The following is an 18,934-nucleotide window of genomic DNA, read 5'->3' as shown; positions in this document are numbered from 1 at the left end:
ATTTACCTGTAAATTTTCAGTCTTTCACTTCCCTTTTCTTAGAATTTTAACCTATTTAATTTTACTAATGCCCCCTTTAATTTATTGGTATCACGATGTTTTCTTGATCTGTGCTTTAATCTTTTCAAATGAAAAAAGGAGCACATTAAATGCATGATGCATTAAAAAATATGGTGGATTTTCAAATTATGAAGAAGCTACCTGATTAAATAACTATTGGAAAAATATATGAGTATTTAGCTCATTTGATCAGAAGGGAAGATTGGGTAAACAGGTTTATTTATTTAAATATTAACGTTACCCATAGCATGGATATGCAAAAGACAACTCAATAGATTACGTTTTTACTATCTTGTTGTTATTCATCAGTATTATTTAACCGAAGCATTTTTAGATATTTTTGCAAAGGTTTTAATTCTCATTATAGATCTGGTGATTGTCCTAACTTCTCTCTACTTAGCTATTTCTTTCAGTCGATTGATTCGTAATTTTTATAGTAACGCTGCATTACTGAAATTCCCTGTGAAAAGCGTATTTCAAAACATAAGACCAAAACTAAAAACCGATAAGCATGATCGTGCCAAGGAGGTCGATTATGGAGATTGGTAAAAATCAAAATATGAATAGAGCAAAACGTTATTAGGATGTATGTAACATGAAAAATTTAACTTTACTCGCATTAACATGCGTCAGTGTGACAATGGCTGGGTGTGGTTCAGGAAATGCTTCTAAAGAGGCGGGTCAGCCAAAACGTCCGGAATGTATAGCCCCAGCTAAGCCGGGTGGCGGGTTTGATATGACCTGTAAATTGATTCAATCTGGCTTTAAACAAACAGACCAGCTCAAAGATCCAATACGCGTAACCTATATGCCGGGTGGGGTAGGTGCCGTAGCCTATAACAAGATCGTAAACAGTGATCCTGCGAATAATAATGCCGTGGTTGCATTTTCCACTGGTTCACTTTTGAACTTAGCACAAGGAAAATTCGGACACTTCACTGAAAAAGATGTGAAATGGTTGTCTGGGGTCGCTGTCGATTATGGTCTGGTTTCGGTACATAAAAACTCACCATTGAAAAACCTTGATGACTTGATGAAAGCACTCCGAGAAAACCCAAAAGCTCTGAGCTTTGGTGGCGCTGGAAGTGTGGGGGGCCAAGACTGGATGCAAACAGCAATGTTGGCAAAAAAAGCAGGTATTAGTCCTGCCGATTTAAGATTTGTTGCACTTGAAGGCGGTGGGGAAGTGCTGACTTCATTACTGGGTCAGCATATTCAAGTTGGGGTAGGCAATATTAGTGAAGTCAGTTCATACCTAGAGTCTGGTGATATTCGGGTCTTAGCGGTTTTTGCTAACAAGCGTTTAGACGGGAAGTTCTCAAAATTACCTACTGCAAAAGAGCAAGGCTATGACATTGAGTGGCCAGTCATCCGTGGTTTCTATATGGGACCAAAGGTGAGTGACGAAGCCTATGGTTGGTGGAAAAATGCCTTCGATAAAATGATGGCTAACCAGAAATTTGATGCAGTCCGTGAAAATCAGGATCTACTCCCATTTCAGCTGACAGGTGAAGAACTCAAAGCTTATGTTTATAAACAGACCGCGGAAATGCGGCAGTTATCGCAAGAATATAAATTATCACAATAACAAATCGACTGGGTTGAGAAGCTATTTTTCAGCTCAGTTTTTTCTGAGGATAGATGATGAAATCTGAACGGATTCTTACCGCCATTATTACGGTTTGCGGGTTATTTTTGCTGATTTATGCGAGCAATTTTGAAGCCCCAATTTCCTACGATCCAGTGGGCCCTAAAGCTTTTCCTATTTTATTAATGGGCTTAATTACAGCGAGTGCAGCATATCTCACTATTCGACCAGCCATTATGTTTGAACCCGTTGAGTTGGGATGGACAAAACATTTAATCGTTAAGTTAGCGTTGTGCGCGGTGGCTTTAACGCTATATGCATTAGTTTTTGAATGGCTCGGCTTTATTGTTGCAACCCTATTAATGACCATTGCAGTGGGCAAACTTTTCCATGGCAAAACCATACCGGTTTTGGTGACAGGTTTAGTACTTAGCATCAGTACCTACTATATGTTTGACCGTTTCTTGGATGTGCCATTACCACTTGGATTTCTTGGTTAAGGATGACCCGATATGGATGTATTAAGTTTTTTAATGATGGGGTTTGAGGTTGCCTTGCAACCGCAGAATCTTTTAATTGCTTTGATTGGCGCATTTATTGGAACGATTGTTGGCTTATTACCGGGTTTAGGTCCAATTAATGGGGTGGCAATTTTATTGCCGTTTGCTTACGCCTTAGGTTTACCCGTAGATAGTGCCTTGATTTTATTGGCAGCAGTTTATTTGGGCTGTGAATATGGCGGACGTATTTCAGCGATTCTATTAAACGTACCCGGAGATGCTGGAGCCATTATGACCACGCTAGATGGTTATCCATTGGCACAGCAAGGAAAGGCAGGAGTTGCATTGTCTTTGTCATCGGTCAGTTCCTTTGTTGGGAGTACGGTCGCCTTTATTGGGATTGTATTGTTTGCACCTATATTGGCGAAATGGGCAATCGCATTTGGTCCTGCTGAATATTTTGCGCTGATGGTCTTTGCAATTGTTTGTTTAACTGGTCTGGTCAGTACGCAGCCTTTTAAAACCTTAATTATGGCACTCATGGGCCTAGCACTTTCAACTGTGGGAATGGATGCAATTACAGGTGTCTATCGCTTTACCTTTAACAGTGTGGGTTTAAGTGACGGAATTGCATTCACAACTTTGGTTATTGGCTTATTTAGTGTAAGCGAAATCCTATTAATGCTCGAACGCACGACAATTGGTCAAGTTGCCTTAAAACAAGGAAAGCGTTCTCTTTTTAATCTTAAAGAGTTCATTTTCTCGTTATTAACTATTATCCGCAGTTCACTGATTGGTTTCTTCTTGGGCATTCTTCCTGGAGCAGGTGCAACCGTTGCAAGTGCCATGGCCTATACCACTGAACGGAAGATGGCAAAGGATAGTAGCAAGTTTGGTAAAGGTGACTTACGTGGGCTTGCTGCACCAGAAAGTGCGAATAATGCAGCGGCTTGTGGTTCATTTGTACCCATGTTGACACTAGGTGTACCGGGTTCGGGGACGACTGCAGTCATGATGGGTGCCTTGCTTATGTACAACATTGCACCAGGTCCACAGTTATTTGTTCAGCAACCTGTATTGGTGTGGTCACTGATTGCATCGCTTATGGTGGGTAATATCATTCTGTTGGTCTTGAACTTGCCATTAGTAGGCTTCTTTGCCCGCATGCTGAGTATTCCTAATTACATTCTGATTCCGATCATCGCAAGCGTGAGTTTTGTTGGTGTGTATGCTATTCATAGCAATATCTTTGACTTGCTGTTATGTATGGGCTTAGGTGTATGTGGATATATTCTCAGAAAATTTGATTTTCCTTTAGCTCCACTGATTCTTGGTTTTGTACTTGGCGAATTAATGGAATCGAATCTGCGCCGTGCACTTTCAATTTCTCAAGGGGAACTTGATGTCTTATGGAGCAGTAATATTAGTATAGGACTTTGGATCATGTCAGGATTATTATTGATCTTGCCAATTGTTCGTAAGTACTTGTTTATCAAAAAACAGCAAGCTTAATAGGACAGCAATAATAGTCACCCTTGGTTGGCTATTATTGCTCTGAATTATGGAAAAAATAAGCTCAAATCTCAAAGGATTAGCAATTGCTCTGGTCGGAGCTTTAATTGCCAAATATTTGCATATTCCCTTGCCTTGGTTGCTTGGCCCTTTATTGACGGCCTTATTGTTCGGTAGTGTTGGTCATCCACTTGCCTGTGATCCCCAGTGGCGACGCATAGGGCAGGTCATTATTGGTATGGCTTTAGGCCTATACTTTTCACCAGCTTTAGTACAGGCAGTGGCAGCATATTGGGGCTTTATCCTCATAGGTTTGGCATGGTCACTTGTGTTGGGGACGTTGCTGGCTGGATTGCAATATCGAGTTAATGCCTTGGATTGGGCAACTGCATGGTTTTCTTCGGCCATTGGCAGTGCCAGTGAAATGGTGAATATTGCAGAGCGGTACCAAGCTCAAGTCGATAAAGTCGTTGCTGCCCATAGCCTAAGAATTGTGATTTTAGTTGTGCTGGTTCCAATTTTTATGGAACTTTATTTTCATGTCGAATGGACTGGTTTAAAGATACCAGTGTCAGATCAATTTAACTTTTTTCAAGTCGTCTTACTGTTTTGTCTGGCTCTGTTTGTTGGTCAGGTTTTTCAATTTTTTAATCTTTTGAATGCTTGGATTTTGGGGCCACTCGCCATTATCGGGTTATTATCATTTTGTGGAATACTTCAGATGAAATTGCCTGAATGGTTTACTGCCTTTGGTCAAATCTGTATTGGTTGGTCACTAGGTAGCAAATTTCCATTTAGCTTTTTAAGGAAAAATAAAAAGTTTATTGGAATCACACTAATATTCAATTTACTGGCTTTAGTGCTATCAATAAGCGTTGCTTTATTACTGGTCAATTTAAGTCATACAGAAAAACAAATCTTGATTTTAGGGCTTTCACCCGGAGGCATCGCAGAAATGTCACTGATGGCTAAAGCTCTCGGACTCGCAGTACCCATCGTTGTTTCCTTTCAGCTCTCAAGATTAATTTTTGTAATTCTTACTACACGCTTTTTTTATCAATACAGTCTGCAATTGTTTTTTAAATCTAAAAAGTAAGACCTCCTAGGCGGCTGAAGAGGATGTTTAGGTGGGGAATATCTACGGTTAGTGCTTACATGGTTAAGTCATGTAATGTCTTAATCTATTGAACAAAATAAGCTAAAGCGATGCTCTGTATTTATTATCGCTTTAGCAAACAAATGTCTTTACTGAATCTTAGTAAAAAGCAGAATCACACCTAAGACACATAAAATTGAACCAATCACCTTATTAATCTGTACTTGCTTGGCTAACATTTTTTGTCTCAGTAGCATGGATGAAAACAGTACAGCCACCAGTGAAAACCATACAAAATGAGCAAAAGACATAAAAAAGCCATAAGCCAGAAGTATGGTTTTAGGCGTGGTTAAACTCACAATTTGTGTATAGGTACTAATCACAAATAGCGTGGTTTTAGGGTTCAGGGCATTGGTAAAAAAGCCGTATTTTATGGCTTGCAAAGTACCTATAGAAGTTAAAGCAGCAGTGTCTAAAACAGGTTTTTGAGTAAAAGTTTTATAGCCAATATAAATCAAATAAAGCGCGCCAATATACTTAACAATATTCAAAATTTGAGGCGTATACGTCATCACAAAGGCAACGGCTACAAGTGTATAGGTTACATGTATCAACACGCCAAGCGATATTCCGAGTGAAGTGAACACACCTATTTTTCTGCCGTACAGATAACTATTTTTTGTAACGATGGCGAAGTCAGCACCGGGGCTAACCACCGCCAAAATCGTAATGAGAATAACCGCAATAAACTCTGCCATTATCTTGCACCCTCATTGAAAACGAGGTAATTAATCTGTACTTTTTGGAATGTATTTGAGAGGAAAACTGTTTTGCTTAAAGCAGTTATTCTTTTCGTGAGAAAGATTGGGGCTTTACATTTCGGAAGATAGATATCGATATTCAATATGTTTTTCATCATCTAAAATGGGGTTTAATAAAGATGATTTTTATTTTGAACAGAAATATAAAAATAAAAATCGATAAAAACGACTATATATCTATGAGTTTTTGGAATGATTGAGAGAATATCGCTGAATTCACTAAAATTTTTCTATTTTGTGGCGAAGTATGGCAGCGTCACTTTAGCTGCAAAGAAATTATTTGTGACGCAAAGTGCGGTCAGTAAACAGATTTATAATTTAGAAGAAGCTTTAAATACGACTTTGTTTGATCGAAAAAATAAAACACTTGTGATGACCGAGCAGGGTGAAATTTTATTGGGTTGTTGCCATCAAGTTTTTGGTCAACTCGATGAATGTTTAATAGAACTCAGCCAGCCTAAAACCCACAATAAACAACTAGTTTTGTCGTGTGAACCAACTCTTTCCATGAAATGGCTCATTCCTCGGTTATCAAAATTTAAAAAGCTCGGTCATGATTTTGAGGTTGTGCTACTCACAGCAGGCGGCGTGGTCGATTTTGAAAAAGATAATATTGATATCGCGATTCGCAGAAATGACTTTGATTGGGGAGAGCATATTTATAGCGAAAAGATTGCCGATGAATATATCGCTCTAGTTCAAGCAATCAAGCCATCGGAAACAAACGACTTACTCATTTCGACTTCTAGACCAAATTTTTTCAAAAGCATGAGTCGCATTGCTGAGTTAAAGCAGAGTTTAAAAGGCTATGCCAAAGTTGAACTCGAACATTTTTATCTATGTTTAGAAGGTTGTTTGGCGGGACTCGGCGCGACGGTCATCTCAATTTATATGATTGAAAAAGAGCTAGAGTGGAACTTACTGAAAAAAATTTCACCTGTTGTGCAAGATGGTTCAGCCTATTTTTTACTTTCTCATAGCGCTTTTGAGGAAGATTCACGTAAAACCATATTTTTAGAATGGCTAAAAGCAGAGATGAATGAGAGTCAGCACCCATTACTTTAGGTTGATTCTTTTTAACTTAAATTTTTCTTATTAAGTATTTGAAAGTAATAGTTAATATTTAAAATTATTAAGGTGCAGTGTGAGCGCCGTATATTGAATTTCTGCTGTCTAAAATTCCCAAAGATGAAAAATATTTAACTTCATACTTATTTATTAAACCTTAAACATGAATTTTGCTCAGTTTTGAATGAGACTAAATCATTTTTATTCATGTTTTGATTGCGGTATAAATCTATTCATGCTCTGAAGCGCTCCAGTAATTCACTTTGATAAGACCATAAGGCGCAAAACTGACAAGTCTGGAAAGTTTAAAAAGAGCAAAAAGTTTTTATTTAGGTTTTATCTCAGAAATTAGGGTACTGATCACAATGAGTAAAGAATTTACATTTACGATTAAGAGTATTTGTTTCGATGAGAACTATCGTCCAGCAGACAATACACGTATTACAACCAACTTTGCTAACTTGGCAAGAGGGATGAGCCGCGAAGAAAATTTGCGCAATACATTGCAGATGATCGACAATCGTTTCAATGCCTTAGCTCATTGGGACAACCCTAAAGGCGACCGCTATGGCGTTGAACTTGAAATCATTTCAGTTGAAATGAATATTGATGCCGAAAATCGTACTAGCGGGCTTCCTCTCATCGAAATATTGAAAACCAATATTGTTGATAAGAAAACCAATGAACGCATCGAAGGTATTGTAGGCAACAACTTCTCGTCTTATGTACGTGACTATGACTTTAGTGTGCTGTTGTTAGATCACAACAAAAACAAGTCGACTTTTAGCACGCCAGAAAAGTTTGGTGAATTGCACGGCAACTTGTTTAAGAGCTTTATTAACTCTGAAACTTACAAAGCCAATTTTAAAAAGGCGCCTGTGATTTGCTTAAGCGTTTCGACCACGAAAGAGTACCACCGTACTGAAAACGAACATCCAGTTTTAGGTGTTGAATACAAGCAAGAAGACTATTCACTCACTGATGAATATTTCCAAAAAATGGGCTTAAAAGTTCGCTATTTCATGCCGCCAAATAGCGTTGCGCCGTTAGCGTTCTATTTTACAGGCGATTTGTTGAGTGATTACACCAACCTTGAGTTGATCAGTACCATTAGTACGATGGAAACATTCCAAAAGATTTACCGTCCTGAAATTTACAACGCAAACTCAGTGGCTGGAAAATCTTATCAACCAAGTTTGAAACACGAAGATTATTCACTTACTCGAATTGTGTATGACCGTGAAGAACGTAGCCGTTTGGCTATTGAGCAGGGGAAGTTTGTTGAAGAGCAATTTATCAAACCATACCAAGCGATTCTTGAGCAGTGGTCTGCTAATTACGCTCCTAATTAATCAACATACGGGTCATTGATCATGAAAAAATTATTACCAACTTCAACTGCTGGCAGCTTACCAAAACCGTCTTGGCTTGCAGAACCTGAAAAGCTTTGGTCGCCTTGGAAACTTGAAAACGAAGGCTTAGTTGAAGGTAAAAAAGACGCGTTACGTTTGGCATTGCACGAACAACAACTTGCTGGCATCGACATTGTGAGCGATGGCGAACAAACCCGCCAACACTTTGTGACCACGTTTATTGAACACTTAAATGGCGTAGATTTTGAGAAGCGCGAAACAGTTCGTATTCGTGACCGTTACGATGCAAGCGTACCGTCTGTAGTTGGTGCGGTGTCTCGTCAAAAGCCTGTGTTTGTTGAAGATGCGAAGTTTTTACGTCAGCAAACCAATCAACCAATTAAATGGGCATTACCTGGCCCAATGACTATGATTGATACGCTTTACGATGGTCACTACAAGAGCCGTGAAAAACTGGCTTGGGAATTTGCAAAAATCTTGAACCAAGAAGCGCGTGAGTTAGAAGCTGCTGGTGTAGACATTATTCAGTTTGACGAACCTGCATTTAACGTATTCTTTGACGAAGTAAATGACTGGGGTATCGCGACTTTAGAGCGTGCAATTGAAGGTCTAAAATGTGAAACTGCGGTGCACATTTGCTACGGTTACGGCATTAAAGCCAACACTGACTGGAAAAAGACACTCGGTTCAGAATGGCGCCAGTACGAAGAAGCTTTCCCGAAACTGCAAAAATCTAACATTGATATCATCTCGTTAGAATGTCACAACTCACATGTGCCTATCGATTTACTCGAACTCATTCGTGGTAAAAAAGTGATGGTCGGTGCAATTGATGTGGCATCTAACCAGATCGAAACACCAGAAGAAGTTGCCAATACACTTCGTAAAGCGCTTCAGTTTGTAGACTCTGACAAGCTTTACCCTTGCACAAACTGCGGTATGGCGCCTCTTTCTCGTGAAGTGGCACGTGGCAAGTTAAATGCTTTAAGTGCAGGTGCAGAAATCGTTCGCCGAGAACTGACGGGTTATGATCTTACTGCTTAATATTTACCAATAAGTGGTATAAAGGGTTACTTTTTTGATGGCAGTTGATAATCAAACAAGTAACCCTCATTTTACTTACTACATGTCGCTCTAATCAGATCGCATGTCGATAGTACCTTCCTGATGGAGTTGGGCGGTATAGCAAACACACAGGACAAGGTACGGTTCAATTTAGGAATAATGTCATGGTTCAAGCAACAGACTTTAGAAATGCAATGTCTTTACTCACAAGTGCGGTTAGTGTTGTGACCACGGCAGGCATGTCTGGCCGTTTTGGATTTACTGCCTCTGCTGTTTGTAGTGTGACTGACACACCTCCGACATTATTGGTGTGTATGAACCAATCTGCGAGTTCACATGCACATTTCCTAGATAATAAAATTTTAACGGTGAACGTTTTAGGTGCACACCACGAACATATTTCAAAAGCATTTTCATCTAAACTCACACCAGAAGAGCGCTTTAAACATGGCGCATGGATTGAGTTAGAAACGGGTTCACCTGTGTTAGACGATGCTTTGGTGAGTTTTGATTGTGAGATTGAGCAAATTCAACAAGTCGGTACACACACGATTTTTATATGTCCGATTGTGGCGATTAAACAAAGCCAACATGACCAAAGTTTGGTTTATTTTAACCGTGCTTATCACCAAGTGGGGCAGACCGAGATTGTCTAATCCCACTTTCCGTTTTGTTGTCTCATCTTAAAAGTTAAAAGATAGAAATAAATAAGCATGGATTGCTTCACTTAATTTAAAAATACAATTAAATATAATATCTAAAATAATAATTAAGTTAATCTAATGAAAAACAATAAGAAATTTAAATACTTGGCATAAAAGCTACATTGACACCTCTAAATTCTCAGATTATGCTTTGCGTGCTGGCCACATTGCCAGTCGGTTTTAGCAGACCGTTCTTTGAGGACATTGAAAAAACACGTTTTTTTGATGTAGACCCACTCGTCTCCCTTTTTGTAGCGGTAGGACGGAAGGGGGACACCTTCGGGTGTGCTGGGTTCTCGAAGCCAGTCTGCTAACCCTCTTTCGTTCTGCCACCATAATTCCAAATGAATGCTTTGGCAGAACTCCCAAAATCAGGAGTTGGCTATGCACATCCATCATTTCTTGGCCTTGAGCGCCAAAAGCTATAACGATACCACTTAATTCATCTTTAAACAGTTTGAAGGCTTAACCGCTTTTCAGACCTTAAGTCATTACGGCTAAAAACTCATATCAACAATAAAACTTGAGATGTGCCAAGCACCGTCTTACGGCTTTGCTGTGCCTTTTTTTCTCCCAGAAAGGGCACAGGCTTTTTATCTCATTTAGAAACAACAAGAATTTATAACGGTAAAATTATGCCAACTTTAGAAATATCTTCCAAAAAATTACAGGTGGTTCAAACCGCCATCCAACTCTTTACCACACATGGATTTCATAATGCAGGCGTAGACTTGATTATCAAAAAATCCAAAATTCAAAAAGCGACGTTTTATAATTACTTTCACTCAAAAGAACGGCTTGTTGAAATGTGCCTAATCTTTCAAAAAAGTCGACTCAAAGAAGAAGTTCTGGCAATTGTTTATTCACACCGCTACCCAACCGCAGCCGATAAACTTAAAGAAATTGTTTGCTTACATGTCGATGTGAATAGCCTTTACCATCTTTTGTTTAAAGCTATTTTTGAATTAAAACTGCTTTATCCACGGGCTTACCGCATGGCAGTTGAATATCGAAAATGGTTACTGAAAGAAATTTTTGATTTGGTCTTTTGTCTGGAAACCAACAAACTCAAACCCGATGCCAACATGGTTTTAAACTTAATTGATGGCTTGATGCTACAGGTTTTAAGCTCTAATCGTGTGGATGAACGGGATGTGGTGTTAGAGAGGTTTTGGGGGAATAGAGTTAAAGTTATTTAGTTAACTTTAACTCTATATTTTGCGGAAAGTCTTATAAAGTTAGGAAAGTTGAAAGAAGATAAATTGGATTTGAGTAATCATGAAAAGTATTAATTTCTATTTTTAAACTTTAATCCTTTTAAGATAAGATTTCTAAGAAAGGATTTTTATCGAGAATAGCTGCTCGTGACTTTTTTTTCAAAAATTCTACTAGATCATCTTGACGATATAAGAGCATTACTATTTCTTGAAGAGAGCAAAGAAATAAGGTTTTTTGGCTAAGAGCATCTCTACATTGAGAAATTACAGCCTCAGTATAACCATTAGTTGCTATTAAAATTCCATGAGCATTTGCACGAAAGAAAAGTCTCCCTATATGTTGGGTAAACTCTGGAACTCCAACTGGAGATTTAAGCCATTTCATTTCAACCAGATGTAATTGGCCATTAAGTTCTATTACACCATCAATTTGCTCAACTACTACTCCCGTTTCAGGATCTCTACGTCTAAAATCCTCATGAATGTGAATATCGTATGTACGAAATAAATCATTTAAAATACTTTCCAATAATTTACCGCGTTCATGTGGTTTATCATCCATAGTAAATAAAGTGTTTAATCTTTGACTTATTTCTTCAAGACTTTTCTGTTTTTTTAATATTTGATTGCGTTCAAGTTCTCGTTTAGCAAGATTTTGTTGATGCTCAAGATCTCTTTCCTGTTTCATCCGAGTAAATGAGTCTTTTTTATTTACAACTTCGCGTATACTTGATACTAATCCTTTAGCTTTGAACTGATCATTTTCCCAACATGTTTCAAAGCTTTCAAACTCAACAACACGTTTAAGAATTTCACGACGAACAGCAAGTCCATTGTCACCACGTATATTCACTTTTGTTAAAACATCACGTGCAATTTCAAATTTATTAATTGATGCTTGATCTGTTCTAAGAGCTGTTTCAACGTGTATAAGATCTGACTGTATTACTCCGGCACCCCGAAAAAATAAGATTACATCTCTTTTACTTTTGCAGAGTAGAGGGATTGTATCCACAAGTAGTTTGAATAGTTCTGGTGGGTATTGAAAAGACTCGGCCATATTATTACTCAAGTTTCATATAGTTTATAATAAAACAATGGTTTAGCTTTATAATTGCACACAATCAAATTAACATATAGTTCTTATAAGGTAAAAATATACCAAACAAAAAATAAGTTTTTATTTTTACTTCGACATCTACTTATCATTTGAGATTTATAAGAAAATATTGATATTGCTATACTTTATTGAAATAATAGTAAAAATTTTTTCTTTTAAAAAGCGATGTTAAACTTACAACTGCCAAAAAATATAAAATTAGAAATTTTGAAAATTCTTGCTAAACAAGAAGGAAAATTATTTCAGAAAATTGATGAGGTAAGTTTCTTCGATTTAATTTTAGATTTAAGAAGCTTACCATCAACTGATTCAAGATACAGTGATGCTAGGGGTGACTTAAATCAACACTATGTAAACAATTCTGATTGGGAACTTGAGTATATCTTGATTGATAGATTTAATTTTATCAGTTCTGACGAAAATTTCTTTAAACTTCTTAATCTAGTTATTTCTCCTACTGTTAATGATAGCGAAGATGAAATTAAGTTTTTCTATCATACTTTAAATCCGATATTAAATAATTCATCGATTGAATACCGCCTAAAAAATATCAATAATGAGGGGTTGTCAATTTTTGAAATTGACATTCTAGATAAAAATAATAAATTTAAAGATATTGTTGATAATAAAATTCCTTTTATTGTAAATAATCATAGCAGTCAATATGATACTTTTTTTATCCTCTCACCAACCACATGGGATGATTATGGGAAAAAGAATGAATTTGTACTTTATTACTACTCTAATAATCAGCATTGGGTAATTGGGAAGTTAAAAATAATTTCAAAAAACTCTAAAAGTACAACAAAAGAAATAGTTACTAATTTTTTTATGCTGGATAGTGAATATTGTTCATTAGGACAAAGTTTTAGTTTTTATCAAAATTTAAAAAATATATTTGAACAAAATTATTTATCAGTATTGAAAGCTCTAAATGATATTGCCTTTTTTCCTCAGATTTCTGAAGAATTTGAAGATAATACAGATTTTAAAAATAGTATTATACGGTATGATGAGCAAGAACAGTTATTAAGACAAGCAAAATATCGTATTGATAACTATGATTTAAGTAATCTTTATTCTTTTGATTATTTTTTAAACCTAGTTATATAGAAGATAGTGAAGGCTTAAGAGTGCCATTTAACTTTGATGATAATTCTATTGTTCCCAGTAGAATATATACTCTTATTGGTAAAAATGGAGTTGGTAAAACTCAATTAGTATCTAAACTTCCAGTCGATATAGCAAAATCTAATACAGATTTATTTTCACCCAAAATTCCTATTTTTAGTAAAGTGATAGCTGTATCATACAGTGTGTTTGATAAATTTATTATTCCTGAAAACTCTTCTAAAATTAATTATGTTTACTGTGGACTTCGTCAAAAAAGCAATCAAAAAGAATCTATTTTATCTGAAAGTGAGTTAAATAATCGCTTCTTCTCATCTATACAGAAAGTACAACGTAGTAAAAGATTTCAAAGTTGGTGTGAAATATGTGAAACTTTTTTTTCCAAAGACTTTGTGGAAAGTTGGATAGAGTGGGATAAAGAAGTTTTTGAAGGTAGACTCAATATAGTTGAGTTTAATAAAACTCTAAAAACTTTTAGCTCTGGTCAAGCAATATTTATATATATTCTTACTGAGATATTAGCAAATATCAGATATGACTCTCTGATCATATTTGATGAGCCGGAGACCCATCTTCACCCGAATGCTATTTCACAATTAATTAATAGTATTCATCTTCTTGTAAAAAAATTTCAATCCTTTTGTATCATAGCTACACATTCACCTATTATTGTCCAAGGAATTTTATCTAAAAATGTATATGTTATTAGAAATGAAAATAACGTTTTAAGTGCAAAACATCCTGCTATAGAGACTTTTGGAGAAAATCTAACGAAAATAACAGAAGATATTTTTGGAGCCCGAGAAACACCCTCTCAATTTAAGAAAGAGTTACAGTTGCTAATAAATAAAGGGTACTCTTTCGATCAAATAATTGAAATTTTACAATCAAAAGATGTGCCTCTTAGCTTAAATCTTACTGTTTTATTAAAGAGTATGGTAGCTAATCGTTATGATTAATTTAAATGTATATAAAAATTCTAGTATATCTTTCTTAGAACTAGTAATTAAGTCTAAAAAAAAGGGTAGGAATGAAAGTGTACCTTATTATAAAGATCGTATTAAATTATTAGTTCCTTTTTTGGAAAGGTCATATCAAATATATGATGCAGCTTTTATTGAGAATAAATTATATAATTTATCTGCTATACCTAATATTGATCCACATGAAAAAGAAGATTTATTAAAGTTATATAATTATAGTTCAAAGCCTTTTGTAAATTTAAAGAATGCTATAATTTCTCTACCTAATAATCGTGAGCTTAATACTTGTCAATATTGTACTATTAATGATGTAAACACTTTGGATCATATTATACCAAAGGAGAGTTTTCCTGAATTTGTTGTCCATCCTAAAAATTTAATTCCTGTTTGCTCCCAATGTAATAGTTTTAAGTCAGATAAGTGGATAAAACATGGTGGTTTTGAATTCTTAAATTTATATTTACATATATTGCCAATTCAACAATTCTTATTTGTTGATATTAAATATAACAGCTTTACTTTTGATGTAAAATTTTATTTGAAAAATAAAAATGGAATAGATTCTATATTATTTAATATAATTGAAAATCATTATACTAACCTTAAGTTGATAGAAAGATTTAATAATAAATCAAACGAAATAATTTCTGAGTTTGAGAACTCAATTATTGGTAGTTTAACTAAATTGTCTCTTAATGATGCATTAGAGTGTTCTAAAACAACTATAGATCTTGAAAGGATACGATTAGGTTTTAATCATTATGAGAATGTACTGAAGTTAGAGTTATGTGAAGGTATGGCTTTTAAACAGTATTGTTACTCTAAAGGATATAAGTAATTTTATAAAATATTATACTTTGGTTGTAATAATATTTTATTTATCAGTTTATTATTTAGTATTTCATCTGTAAAATGTATGGAAGATGATCAATTAACTAGATGGTCAAATAAATTTATTTTGTCAGCAAGATATGATCTTATTAATTTTACATAAAAATATTTAAAATGGAGTTTAAAAGATGGGTAATGATACATTAATATCAAGTTTACTAAGTGAGCGAGATAATTTTATTGTTATTGGTTTGACGGGAAGAACAGGTTCTGGTTGCTCTACAACAGCCAAAATATTAGCAAGTAAAGACGAAATTAGTTTTCCTCAAGATTATGAAGTTAACTATAATAAAGAAAATTACTTTAGTGGATTAGATAAAAAAAGATATTCTATTCTTCGTAATTATGCTAGCGCTAATCATACACCTTTTCGGTTGCTTAAAGTTAGTGAATTAATTAGTGCTCAATTGCTTAATACAGAAGCTGAAACTTTTGCTAATTTCATCAAAAGTATTGTAAGTAAAGATCTAGAAAATCAAATTGAAGGAGTTTTAGAGGCTTCGCGCTTTTTAGAATTGCACGAAAAGATAAAAACATTACCAGCCAATGATTATTTTTTGAAAGAAGATTCTGAATTAATTAAAGATGAAAGTTCATATGAAGAATGGTTGATCCTTGTAAAAACATTTACAGAGGAAATCAAAGATATATTTAAAAAGACTCTTAGAAATAGTTATGTTGAGATCTATCAAGCGGCTGGAGACTCAATACGACGTACTGGTAGAGTTATACCAAATCCAGGTACTGCAGATTTTAATCTGGGAGGACTTCACGTTTTACCAGGAATGATTAATAAAATTATTAAATATTATCGATGGGTTGATAAAAAAGTTAGGGAAAAAACTTATATTGTTATTGATGCTATTCGTAACCCTTATGAAGCAAAGTATTTTAAAGATAGGTACTCAGCCTTTTATCTTATTTCAATCAATGCACCAAATGACGATAGACGAAAATATTTACAAGAGAAATTTAAGTTTACAATTGATCAAATTGAACTTATGGATAGGAAAGAATCGGGAGAGTTGGTAAAAGATCTTAAAGAAGCTGAAGCTAAGTGTGACGCTTGTGGTTCAAAGAAAGCTGAGCCGAAAGATGAATATCATGAATTAATAACTTCAAATGTTAAGCATTGTATTGAAATTTCTGATATTCATATTTTTAATCCCAGAAATGAACCGACCAACCATAATGTGCTCAAAGCACAATTAGCTTGGTATATAAGCTTAATGAAACATCCAGGGCTTACAACGCCAACTTCATTAGAACGTGTTATGCAAATTGCATACACCGCAAAAATGAATTCAGGCTGTATTTCTCGTCAAGTTGGTGCTGTTGTAACGGATGAAGATTATTCTATTAAAGCTGTTGGATGGAATGATGTAGCTAAAGGTCAAGTCCCATGCGGTTTAAGATCTTTGCAAGAGCTAGATGAATTCTCTAGTGAAACTGATTACAGTTTATATGAACGAACAAGTGAAAAATTTAGAGAAGAAGCTGGTAAACAATTAATAAAATTAAAAGATATAGGTAACAATGGTAGGAATTTAGCTTATTGCTTTAAATCTATTCAGAATAAAGTGGAAGGGGAAAAGAACCAAGTTCATACCAGATCATTACATGCTGAAGAAAATGCCTTCTTACAGTTAGCTAAATATGGTGGAATAGGTATTAATGGTGGAAAACTTTTTACGACAGCAAGTCCATGTGAATTATGTGCTAAAAAGGCCTATCAGTTAGGTATAAAAGAAATAGTATATATTGATCCATATCCTGGAATTGCTATGACCCATATTCTTGCTATTGGCGTAAATCCGCCAACCTTAACTCAATTTAGAGGTGCAGTCGGTCGTGCTTATCACCAGTTATATGAACCTCTTATGCCTTATAAAGATGAGCTAGGTTATTTACAAAGTATAAGTTAAGTTTTATCTGTAAGTTTTTAATAAAAATAAAATTTTTAGTTAAGGTAATTTATCTGAATTACCTTAACAGTATTTTTAATTTTTTTATAAAAACAATATTACTTAAAAATTTCATAAAGAACTCTCATACTCCACATACCCATCTTCAATTGCAGGAATAATGTCTACAAACTCAAAGTAGGGCACTGTACAAAACTCAGAGTCTCGAATCGCATCAATCACAAAATAATAATCTTGCAAAGATGTCGTTTCAAACATAGCAATATCACTCGCTTTAGTGCTAAAAGCTTCAACGTCATACCAACGGACTTTTACAGTTGGGTACTTCTCAAAAATAGGTTCAAGCTTCTGTGTACTAAACTCAGCACGCTTTTCACGAGCTAAAGCCAGCCAAGCAGGCAAAGCTCTTAAATGAATAAAAAAAGTATAGGTTCTAGACATAACCACTCCATGACTGAGCCGAGTTGTAGTTCAACTAAAAAGACAGCATTTACTTGTCATATCAATATGACTCAGTCAGTATATGAGTGATTACTCACATTAAATACTCGCATTTCGGGCCATGTCAGAAACACTTCCAGACCCACGCAAACGCCCGCGTCAAGCACGCTCAGTGGCTACATTTGAAGCTATTTTAGAGGCGGCTGCTCGCATTTTAGAGTCTTTAGGCTTTGCTGGATTTAATACAAATGCCGTGGCAGAACTTGCTGGTGTAAGCATTGGTAGCCTATATCAATACTTTCCATCTAAAGATGCTTTAATTGTTGAGTTAGTTCGACGCGAGCGCGCCAAGCTTTCAAATCATATTGTTGAAGCCATACAGCAACACGATGCCGCAGACTTAAAAGAAAAATTAAAACGCGTCATACAAGCCGCTGTGCAACATCAATTGAGCCGTCCGCAGTTGGCACGAACTTTAGAATTTGCTTCTGAAATTATTGGAAAAGACATTGAGGAAAGTGAGCTTCAACATGAACTTGAAACCATAATTTCTGATCTGTTTATACGCTCAGATATTTCTGGTGCACAAACAGTCGCACAAGATGTGATTGCTTTAAGCAAAGGAATAATTAACGCGGCAGGCATAGCAGGGGAAAGTGATTTAAATCATTTACAGCAGCGAGTTGAAAAAGCTGTATTTGGTTATTTGAAAATAAGTTTAAGTTAATATACATAAACACAATTACTAGTGAATTTTAATTATTTTTCAACCACTTGTATTTATTATTTATTTTTGTGATAAATAATAAATAATAAATAATAAATAATAAATAATAAATAATAAATAATAAGGTTTAAAAAGTGTTTAAAATGTTGTTGCTGTTTAATTTTTTTGTGTTATATTTTTATTGTAGGTTTTTTAATTGTTGCTGGAGAATTTATTATGTTTAAAGTGTATTTTTATAAATATTTCTTTTCTTTCTTTGTTCTTTTAATAACTTCAGCTTATTTTAATTTGGTAGATGAGTTCTTTTCTAAGCTTTTAAAGATACTTCAGATCGAAAATAAGCCTATCGTATATTTAATTTTTGCCTTGGGTGTTTTTTTAACAAATTCCTATTTTCAAGAACTGTTTAGAAAAAGAATTCGAGAAACATGCTTAATAAATTTTATGACATATCGATTGAATTTTGAAATTTATAGATTTAAATAATTTCTCTTTAAAATATTATTTGTATAAAAATAAAAAAGCCACTCTAGTAAAGCGGCTTTTTTTTATTCTGTTCGTAATGTGATACATAAGTTGTCATTTCCTATTTCAGTAATTCAAAAGTTTAGTGACTCTTACGAAATATGAAGGATTTAGATTAGATATTTATCAGTTTTAGGCTAAGAGAGATTACATGAAATTGTGGATAGTTGATCAATAAGTAATCGTG

General features: G+C 35.0%; 17 protein-coding genes. 14 read left to right on the top strand and 3 right to left on the bottom strand.

Features of this window, described 5'->3' with window-relative positions:
- The first annotated feature begins 655 nt into the window (after positions 1 to 655).
- From SOI76_RS14940 to abrB, 4 genes are read left to right on the top strand one after another with little or no spacing between them, the layout of a single operon-like run.
- Positions 656 to 1,648, top strand: coding sequence for a Bug family tripartite tricarboxylate transporter substrate binding protein (locus SOI76_RS14940; protein ID WP_104080107.1), 993 nt, complete (start codon positions 656 to 658; stop codon positions 1,646 to 1,648).
- A gap of 53 nt (positions 1,649 to 1,701) precedes the next feature.
- Entirely contained in the window at positions 1,702 to 2,148 is a 447-nt protein-coding gene (tctB, locus tag SOI76_RS14935; RefSeq protein ID WP_104080108.1) for a tripartite tricarboxylate transporter TctB family protein, read from the top strand.
- Positions 2,149 to 2,160: 12 nt separating this feature from the next.
- Positions 2,161 to 3,660, top strand: a complete 1,500-nt coding sequence (locus SOI76_RS14930; RefSeq protein WP_104080109.1) for a tripartite tricarboxylate transporter permease — start codon at positions 2,161 to 2,163, stop codon at positions 3,658 to 3,660.
- 49 nt (positions 3,661 to 3,709) lie between these two features.
- Entirely contained in the window at positions 3,710 to 4,756 is a 1,047-nt protein-coding gene (abrB, locus tag SOI76_RS14925; RefSeq protein ID WP_104080110.1) for an AbrB family transcriptional regulator, read from the top strand.
- A 149-nt stretch (positions 4,757 to 4,905) separates the two neighbouring features.
- On the opposite strand, the gene SOI76_RS14920 is transcribed toward abrB, so the two are convergent.
- Complete coding sequence (locus SOI76_RS14920; RefSeq protein ID WP_104080111.1) at positions 4,906 to 5,514, bottom strand: LysE family translocator; 609 nt, start codon at positions 5,512 to 5,514, stop codon at positions 4,906 to 4,908.
- Positions 5,515 to 5,769: 255 nt separating this feature from the next.
- Here SOI76_RS14920 and SOI76_RS14915 point away from each other — a divergent pair, with 255 nt between their 5' ends.
- The 5 genes from SOI76_RS14915 to SOI76_RS14895 all read left to right on the top strand — a co-directional run bounded on the left by SOI76_RS14915 (position 5,770) and on the right by SOI76_RS14895 (position 10,986).
- On the top strand, positions 5,770 to 6,642 hold the full coding sequence (locus SOI76_RS14915) for a LysR family transcriptional regulator (RefSeq protein ID WP_104080112.1): 873 nt from the start codon (positions 5,770 to 5,772) through the stop codon (positions 6,640 to 6,642).
- Positions 6,643 to 7,010: 368 nt separating this feature from the next.
- Positions 7,011 to 7,997: a DUF1852 domain-containing protein gene (locus tag SOI76_RS14910; protein ID WP_000031350.1), complete on the top strand. Its 987-nt coding sequence runs from the start codon at positions 7,011 to 7,013 to the stop codon at positions 7,995 to 7,997.
- A 21-nt stretch (positions 7,998 to 8,018) separates the two neighbouring features.
- Positions 8,019 to 9,062: a methionine synthase gene (gene metE / locus SOI76_RS14905; RefSeq protein WP_104080113.1), complete on the top strand. Its 1,044-nt coding sequence runs from the start codon at positions 8,019 to 8,021 to the stop codon at positions 9,060 to 9,062.
- A 185-nt stretch (positions 9,063 to 9,247) separates the two neighbouring features.
- On the top strand, positions 9,248 to 9,739 hold the full coding sequence (gene rutF, locus SOI76_RS14900; protein ID WP_000249487.1) for a flavin reductase: 492 nt from the start codon (positions 9,248 to 9,250) through the stop codon (positions 9,737 to 9,739).
- A gap of 683 nt (positions 9,740 to 10,422) precedes the next feature.
- The gene (locus SOI76_RS14895; RefSeq protein ID WP_205668449.1) at positions 10,423 to 10,986 is read left to right on the top strand and encodes a TetR/AcrR family transcriptional regulator; all 564 of its coding nucleotides are present in this window, start codon (positions 10,423 to 10,425) and stop codon (positions 10,984 to 10,986) included.
- Positions 10,987 to 11,104: 118 nt separating this feature from the next.
- On the opposite strand, the gene SOI76_RS14890 is transcribed toward SOI76_RS14895, so the two are convergent.
- Entirely contained in the window at positions 11,105 to 12,064 is a 960-nt protein-coding gene (locus tag SOI76_RS14890) for a restriction endonuclease (protein WP_101664038.1), read from the bottom strand.
- Between the two features lie 225 nt (positions 12,065 to 12,289).
- Here SOI76_RS14890 and SOI76_RS14885 point away from each other — a divergent pair, with 225 nt between their 5' ends.
- From SOI76_RS14885 to SOI76_RS14870, 4 genes are all read left to right on the top strand, one after another.
- Complete coding sequence (locus SOI76_RS14885; RefSeq protein WP_250621810.1) at positions 12,290 to 13,237, top strand: hypothetical protein; 948 nt, start codon at positions 12,290 to 12,292, stop codon at positions 13,235 to 13,237.
- Positions 13,238 to 13,257: 20 nt separating this feature from the next.
- The gene (locus SOI76_RS14880; RefSeq protein WP_250621811.1) at positions 13,258 to 14,214 is read left to right on the top strand and encodes an AAA family ATPase; all 957 of its coding nucleotides are present in this window, start codon (positions 13,258 to 13,260) and stop codon (positions 14,212 to 14,214) included.
- On the top strand, positions 14,207 to 15,076 hold the full coding sequence (locus SOI76_RS14875) for an HNH endonuclease (RefSeq protein WP_104080116.1): 870 nt from the start codon (positions 14,207 to 14,209) through the stop codon (positions 15,074 to 15,076). Before SOI76_RS14880 ends, SOI76_RS14875 begins: the two co-directional genes overlap by 8 nt.
- A 181-nt stretch (positions 15,077 to 15,257) precedes the next feature.
- Entirely contained in the window at positions 15,258 to 17,054 is a 1,797-nt protein-coding gene (locus SOI76_RS14870; protein WP_171293233.1) for an anti-phage dCTP deaminase, read from the top strand.
- 111 nt (positions 17,055 to 17,165) lie between these two features.
- Here SOI76_RS14870 and SOI76_RS14865 read toward each other — a convergent pair whose 3' ends face one another.
- Positions 17,166 to 17,495 carry a darcynin family protein gene (locus tag SOI76_RS14865; protein ID WP_104080117.1) on the bottom strand — a complete coding sequence of 110 codons (330 nt, stop codon included), beginning with the start codon at positions 17,493 to 17,495 and terminating at the stop codon, positions 17,166 to 17,168.
- Positions 17,496 to 17,616: 121 nt separating this feature from the next.
- Between SOI76_RS14865 and SOI76_RS14860 the strand changes: the two genes are divergently transcribed.
- Positions 17,617 to 18,222, top strand: coding sequence for a TetR/AcrR family transcriptional regulator (locus SOI76_RS14860; protein WP_104080118.1), 606 nt, complete (start codon positions 17,617 to 17,619; stop codon positions 18,220 to 18,222).
- The last annotated feature ends 712 nt before the right edge of the window (positions 18,223 to 18,934 follow it).

This window comes from Acinetobacter pittii (genome assembly GCF_034064985.1).
Classification (GTDB): domain Bacteria; phylum Pseudomonadota; class Gammaproteobacteria; order Pseudomonadales; family Moraxellaceae; genus Acinetobacter; species Acinetobacter pittii_H.
Note: the sequence above shows the minus strand (reverse complement) of the source record. Positions and strands in the feature narration are given on the sequence as shown.

Bases quoted from the DNA above. Each gene is read 5' to 3' on its own strand.
- SOI76_RS14860 (WP_104080118.1), top strand. From the start codon at position 17,617: ATGTCAGAAACACTTCCAGACCCACGCAAACGCCCGCGTCAAGCACGC.
- metE (WP_104080113.1), top strand. From the start codon at position 8,019: ATGAAAAAATTATTACCAACTTCAACTGCTGGCAGCTTACCAAAACCG.
- abrB (WP_104080110.1), top strand. From the start codon at position 3,710: ATGGAAAAAATAAGCTCAAATCTCAAAGGATTAGCAATTGCTCTGGTC.
- SOI76_RS14870 (WP_171293233.1), top strand. From the start codon at position 15,258: ATGGGTAATGATACATTAATATCAAGTTTACTAAGTGAGCGAGATAAT.
- tctB (WP_104080108.1), top strand. From the start codon at position 1,702: ATGATGAAATCTGAACGGATTCTTACCGCCATTATTACGGTTTGCGGG.
- SOI76_RS14895 (WP_205668449.1), top strand. From the start codon at position 10,423: ATGCCAACTTTAGAAATATCTTCCAAAAAATTACAGGTGGTTCAAACC.
- SOI76_RS14940 (WP_104080107.1), top strand. From the start codon at position 656: ATGAAAAATTTAACTTTACTCGCATTAACATGCGTCAGTGTGACAATG.
- SOI76_RS14930 (WP_104080109.1), top strand. From the start codon at position 2,161: ATGGATGTATTAAGTTTTTTAATGATGGGGTTTGAGGTTGCCTTGCAA.
- SOI76_RS14885 (WP_250621810.1), top strand. From the start codon at position 12,290: ATGTTAAACTTACAACTGCCAAAAAATATAAAATTAGAAATTTTGAAA.
- SOI76_RS14915 (WP_104080112.1), top strand. From the start codon at position 5,770: ATGATTGAGAGAATATCGCTGAATTCACTAAAATTTTTCTATTTTGTG.
- rutF (WP_000249487.1), top strand. From the start codon at position 9,248: ATGGTTCAAGCAACAGACTTTAGAAATGCAATGTCTTTACTCACAAGT.
- SOI76_RS14865 (WP_104080117.1), bottom strand. From the start codon at position 17,495: ATGTCTAGAACCTATACTTTTTTTATTCATTTAAGAGCTTTGCCTGCT.
- SOI76_RS14875 (WP_104080116.1), top strand. From the start codon at position 14,207: ATGATTAATTTAAATGTATATAAAAATTCTAGTATATCTTTCTTAGAA.
- SOI76_RS14920 (WP_104080111.1), bottom strand. From the start codon at position 5,514: ATGGCAGAGTTTATTGCGGTTATTCTCATTACGATTTTGGCGGTGGTT.
- SOI76_RS14890 (WP_101664038.1), bottom strand. From the start codon at position 12,064: ATGGCCGAGTCTTTTCAATACCCACCAGAACTATTCAAACTACTTGTG.
- SOI76_RS14910 (WP_000031350.1), top strand. From the start codon at position 7,011: ATGAGTAAAGAATTTACATTTACGATTAAGAGTATTTGTTTCGATGAG.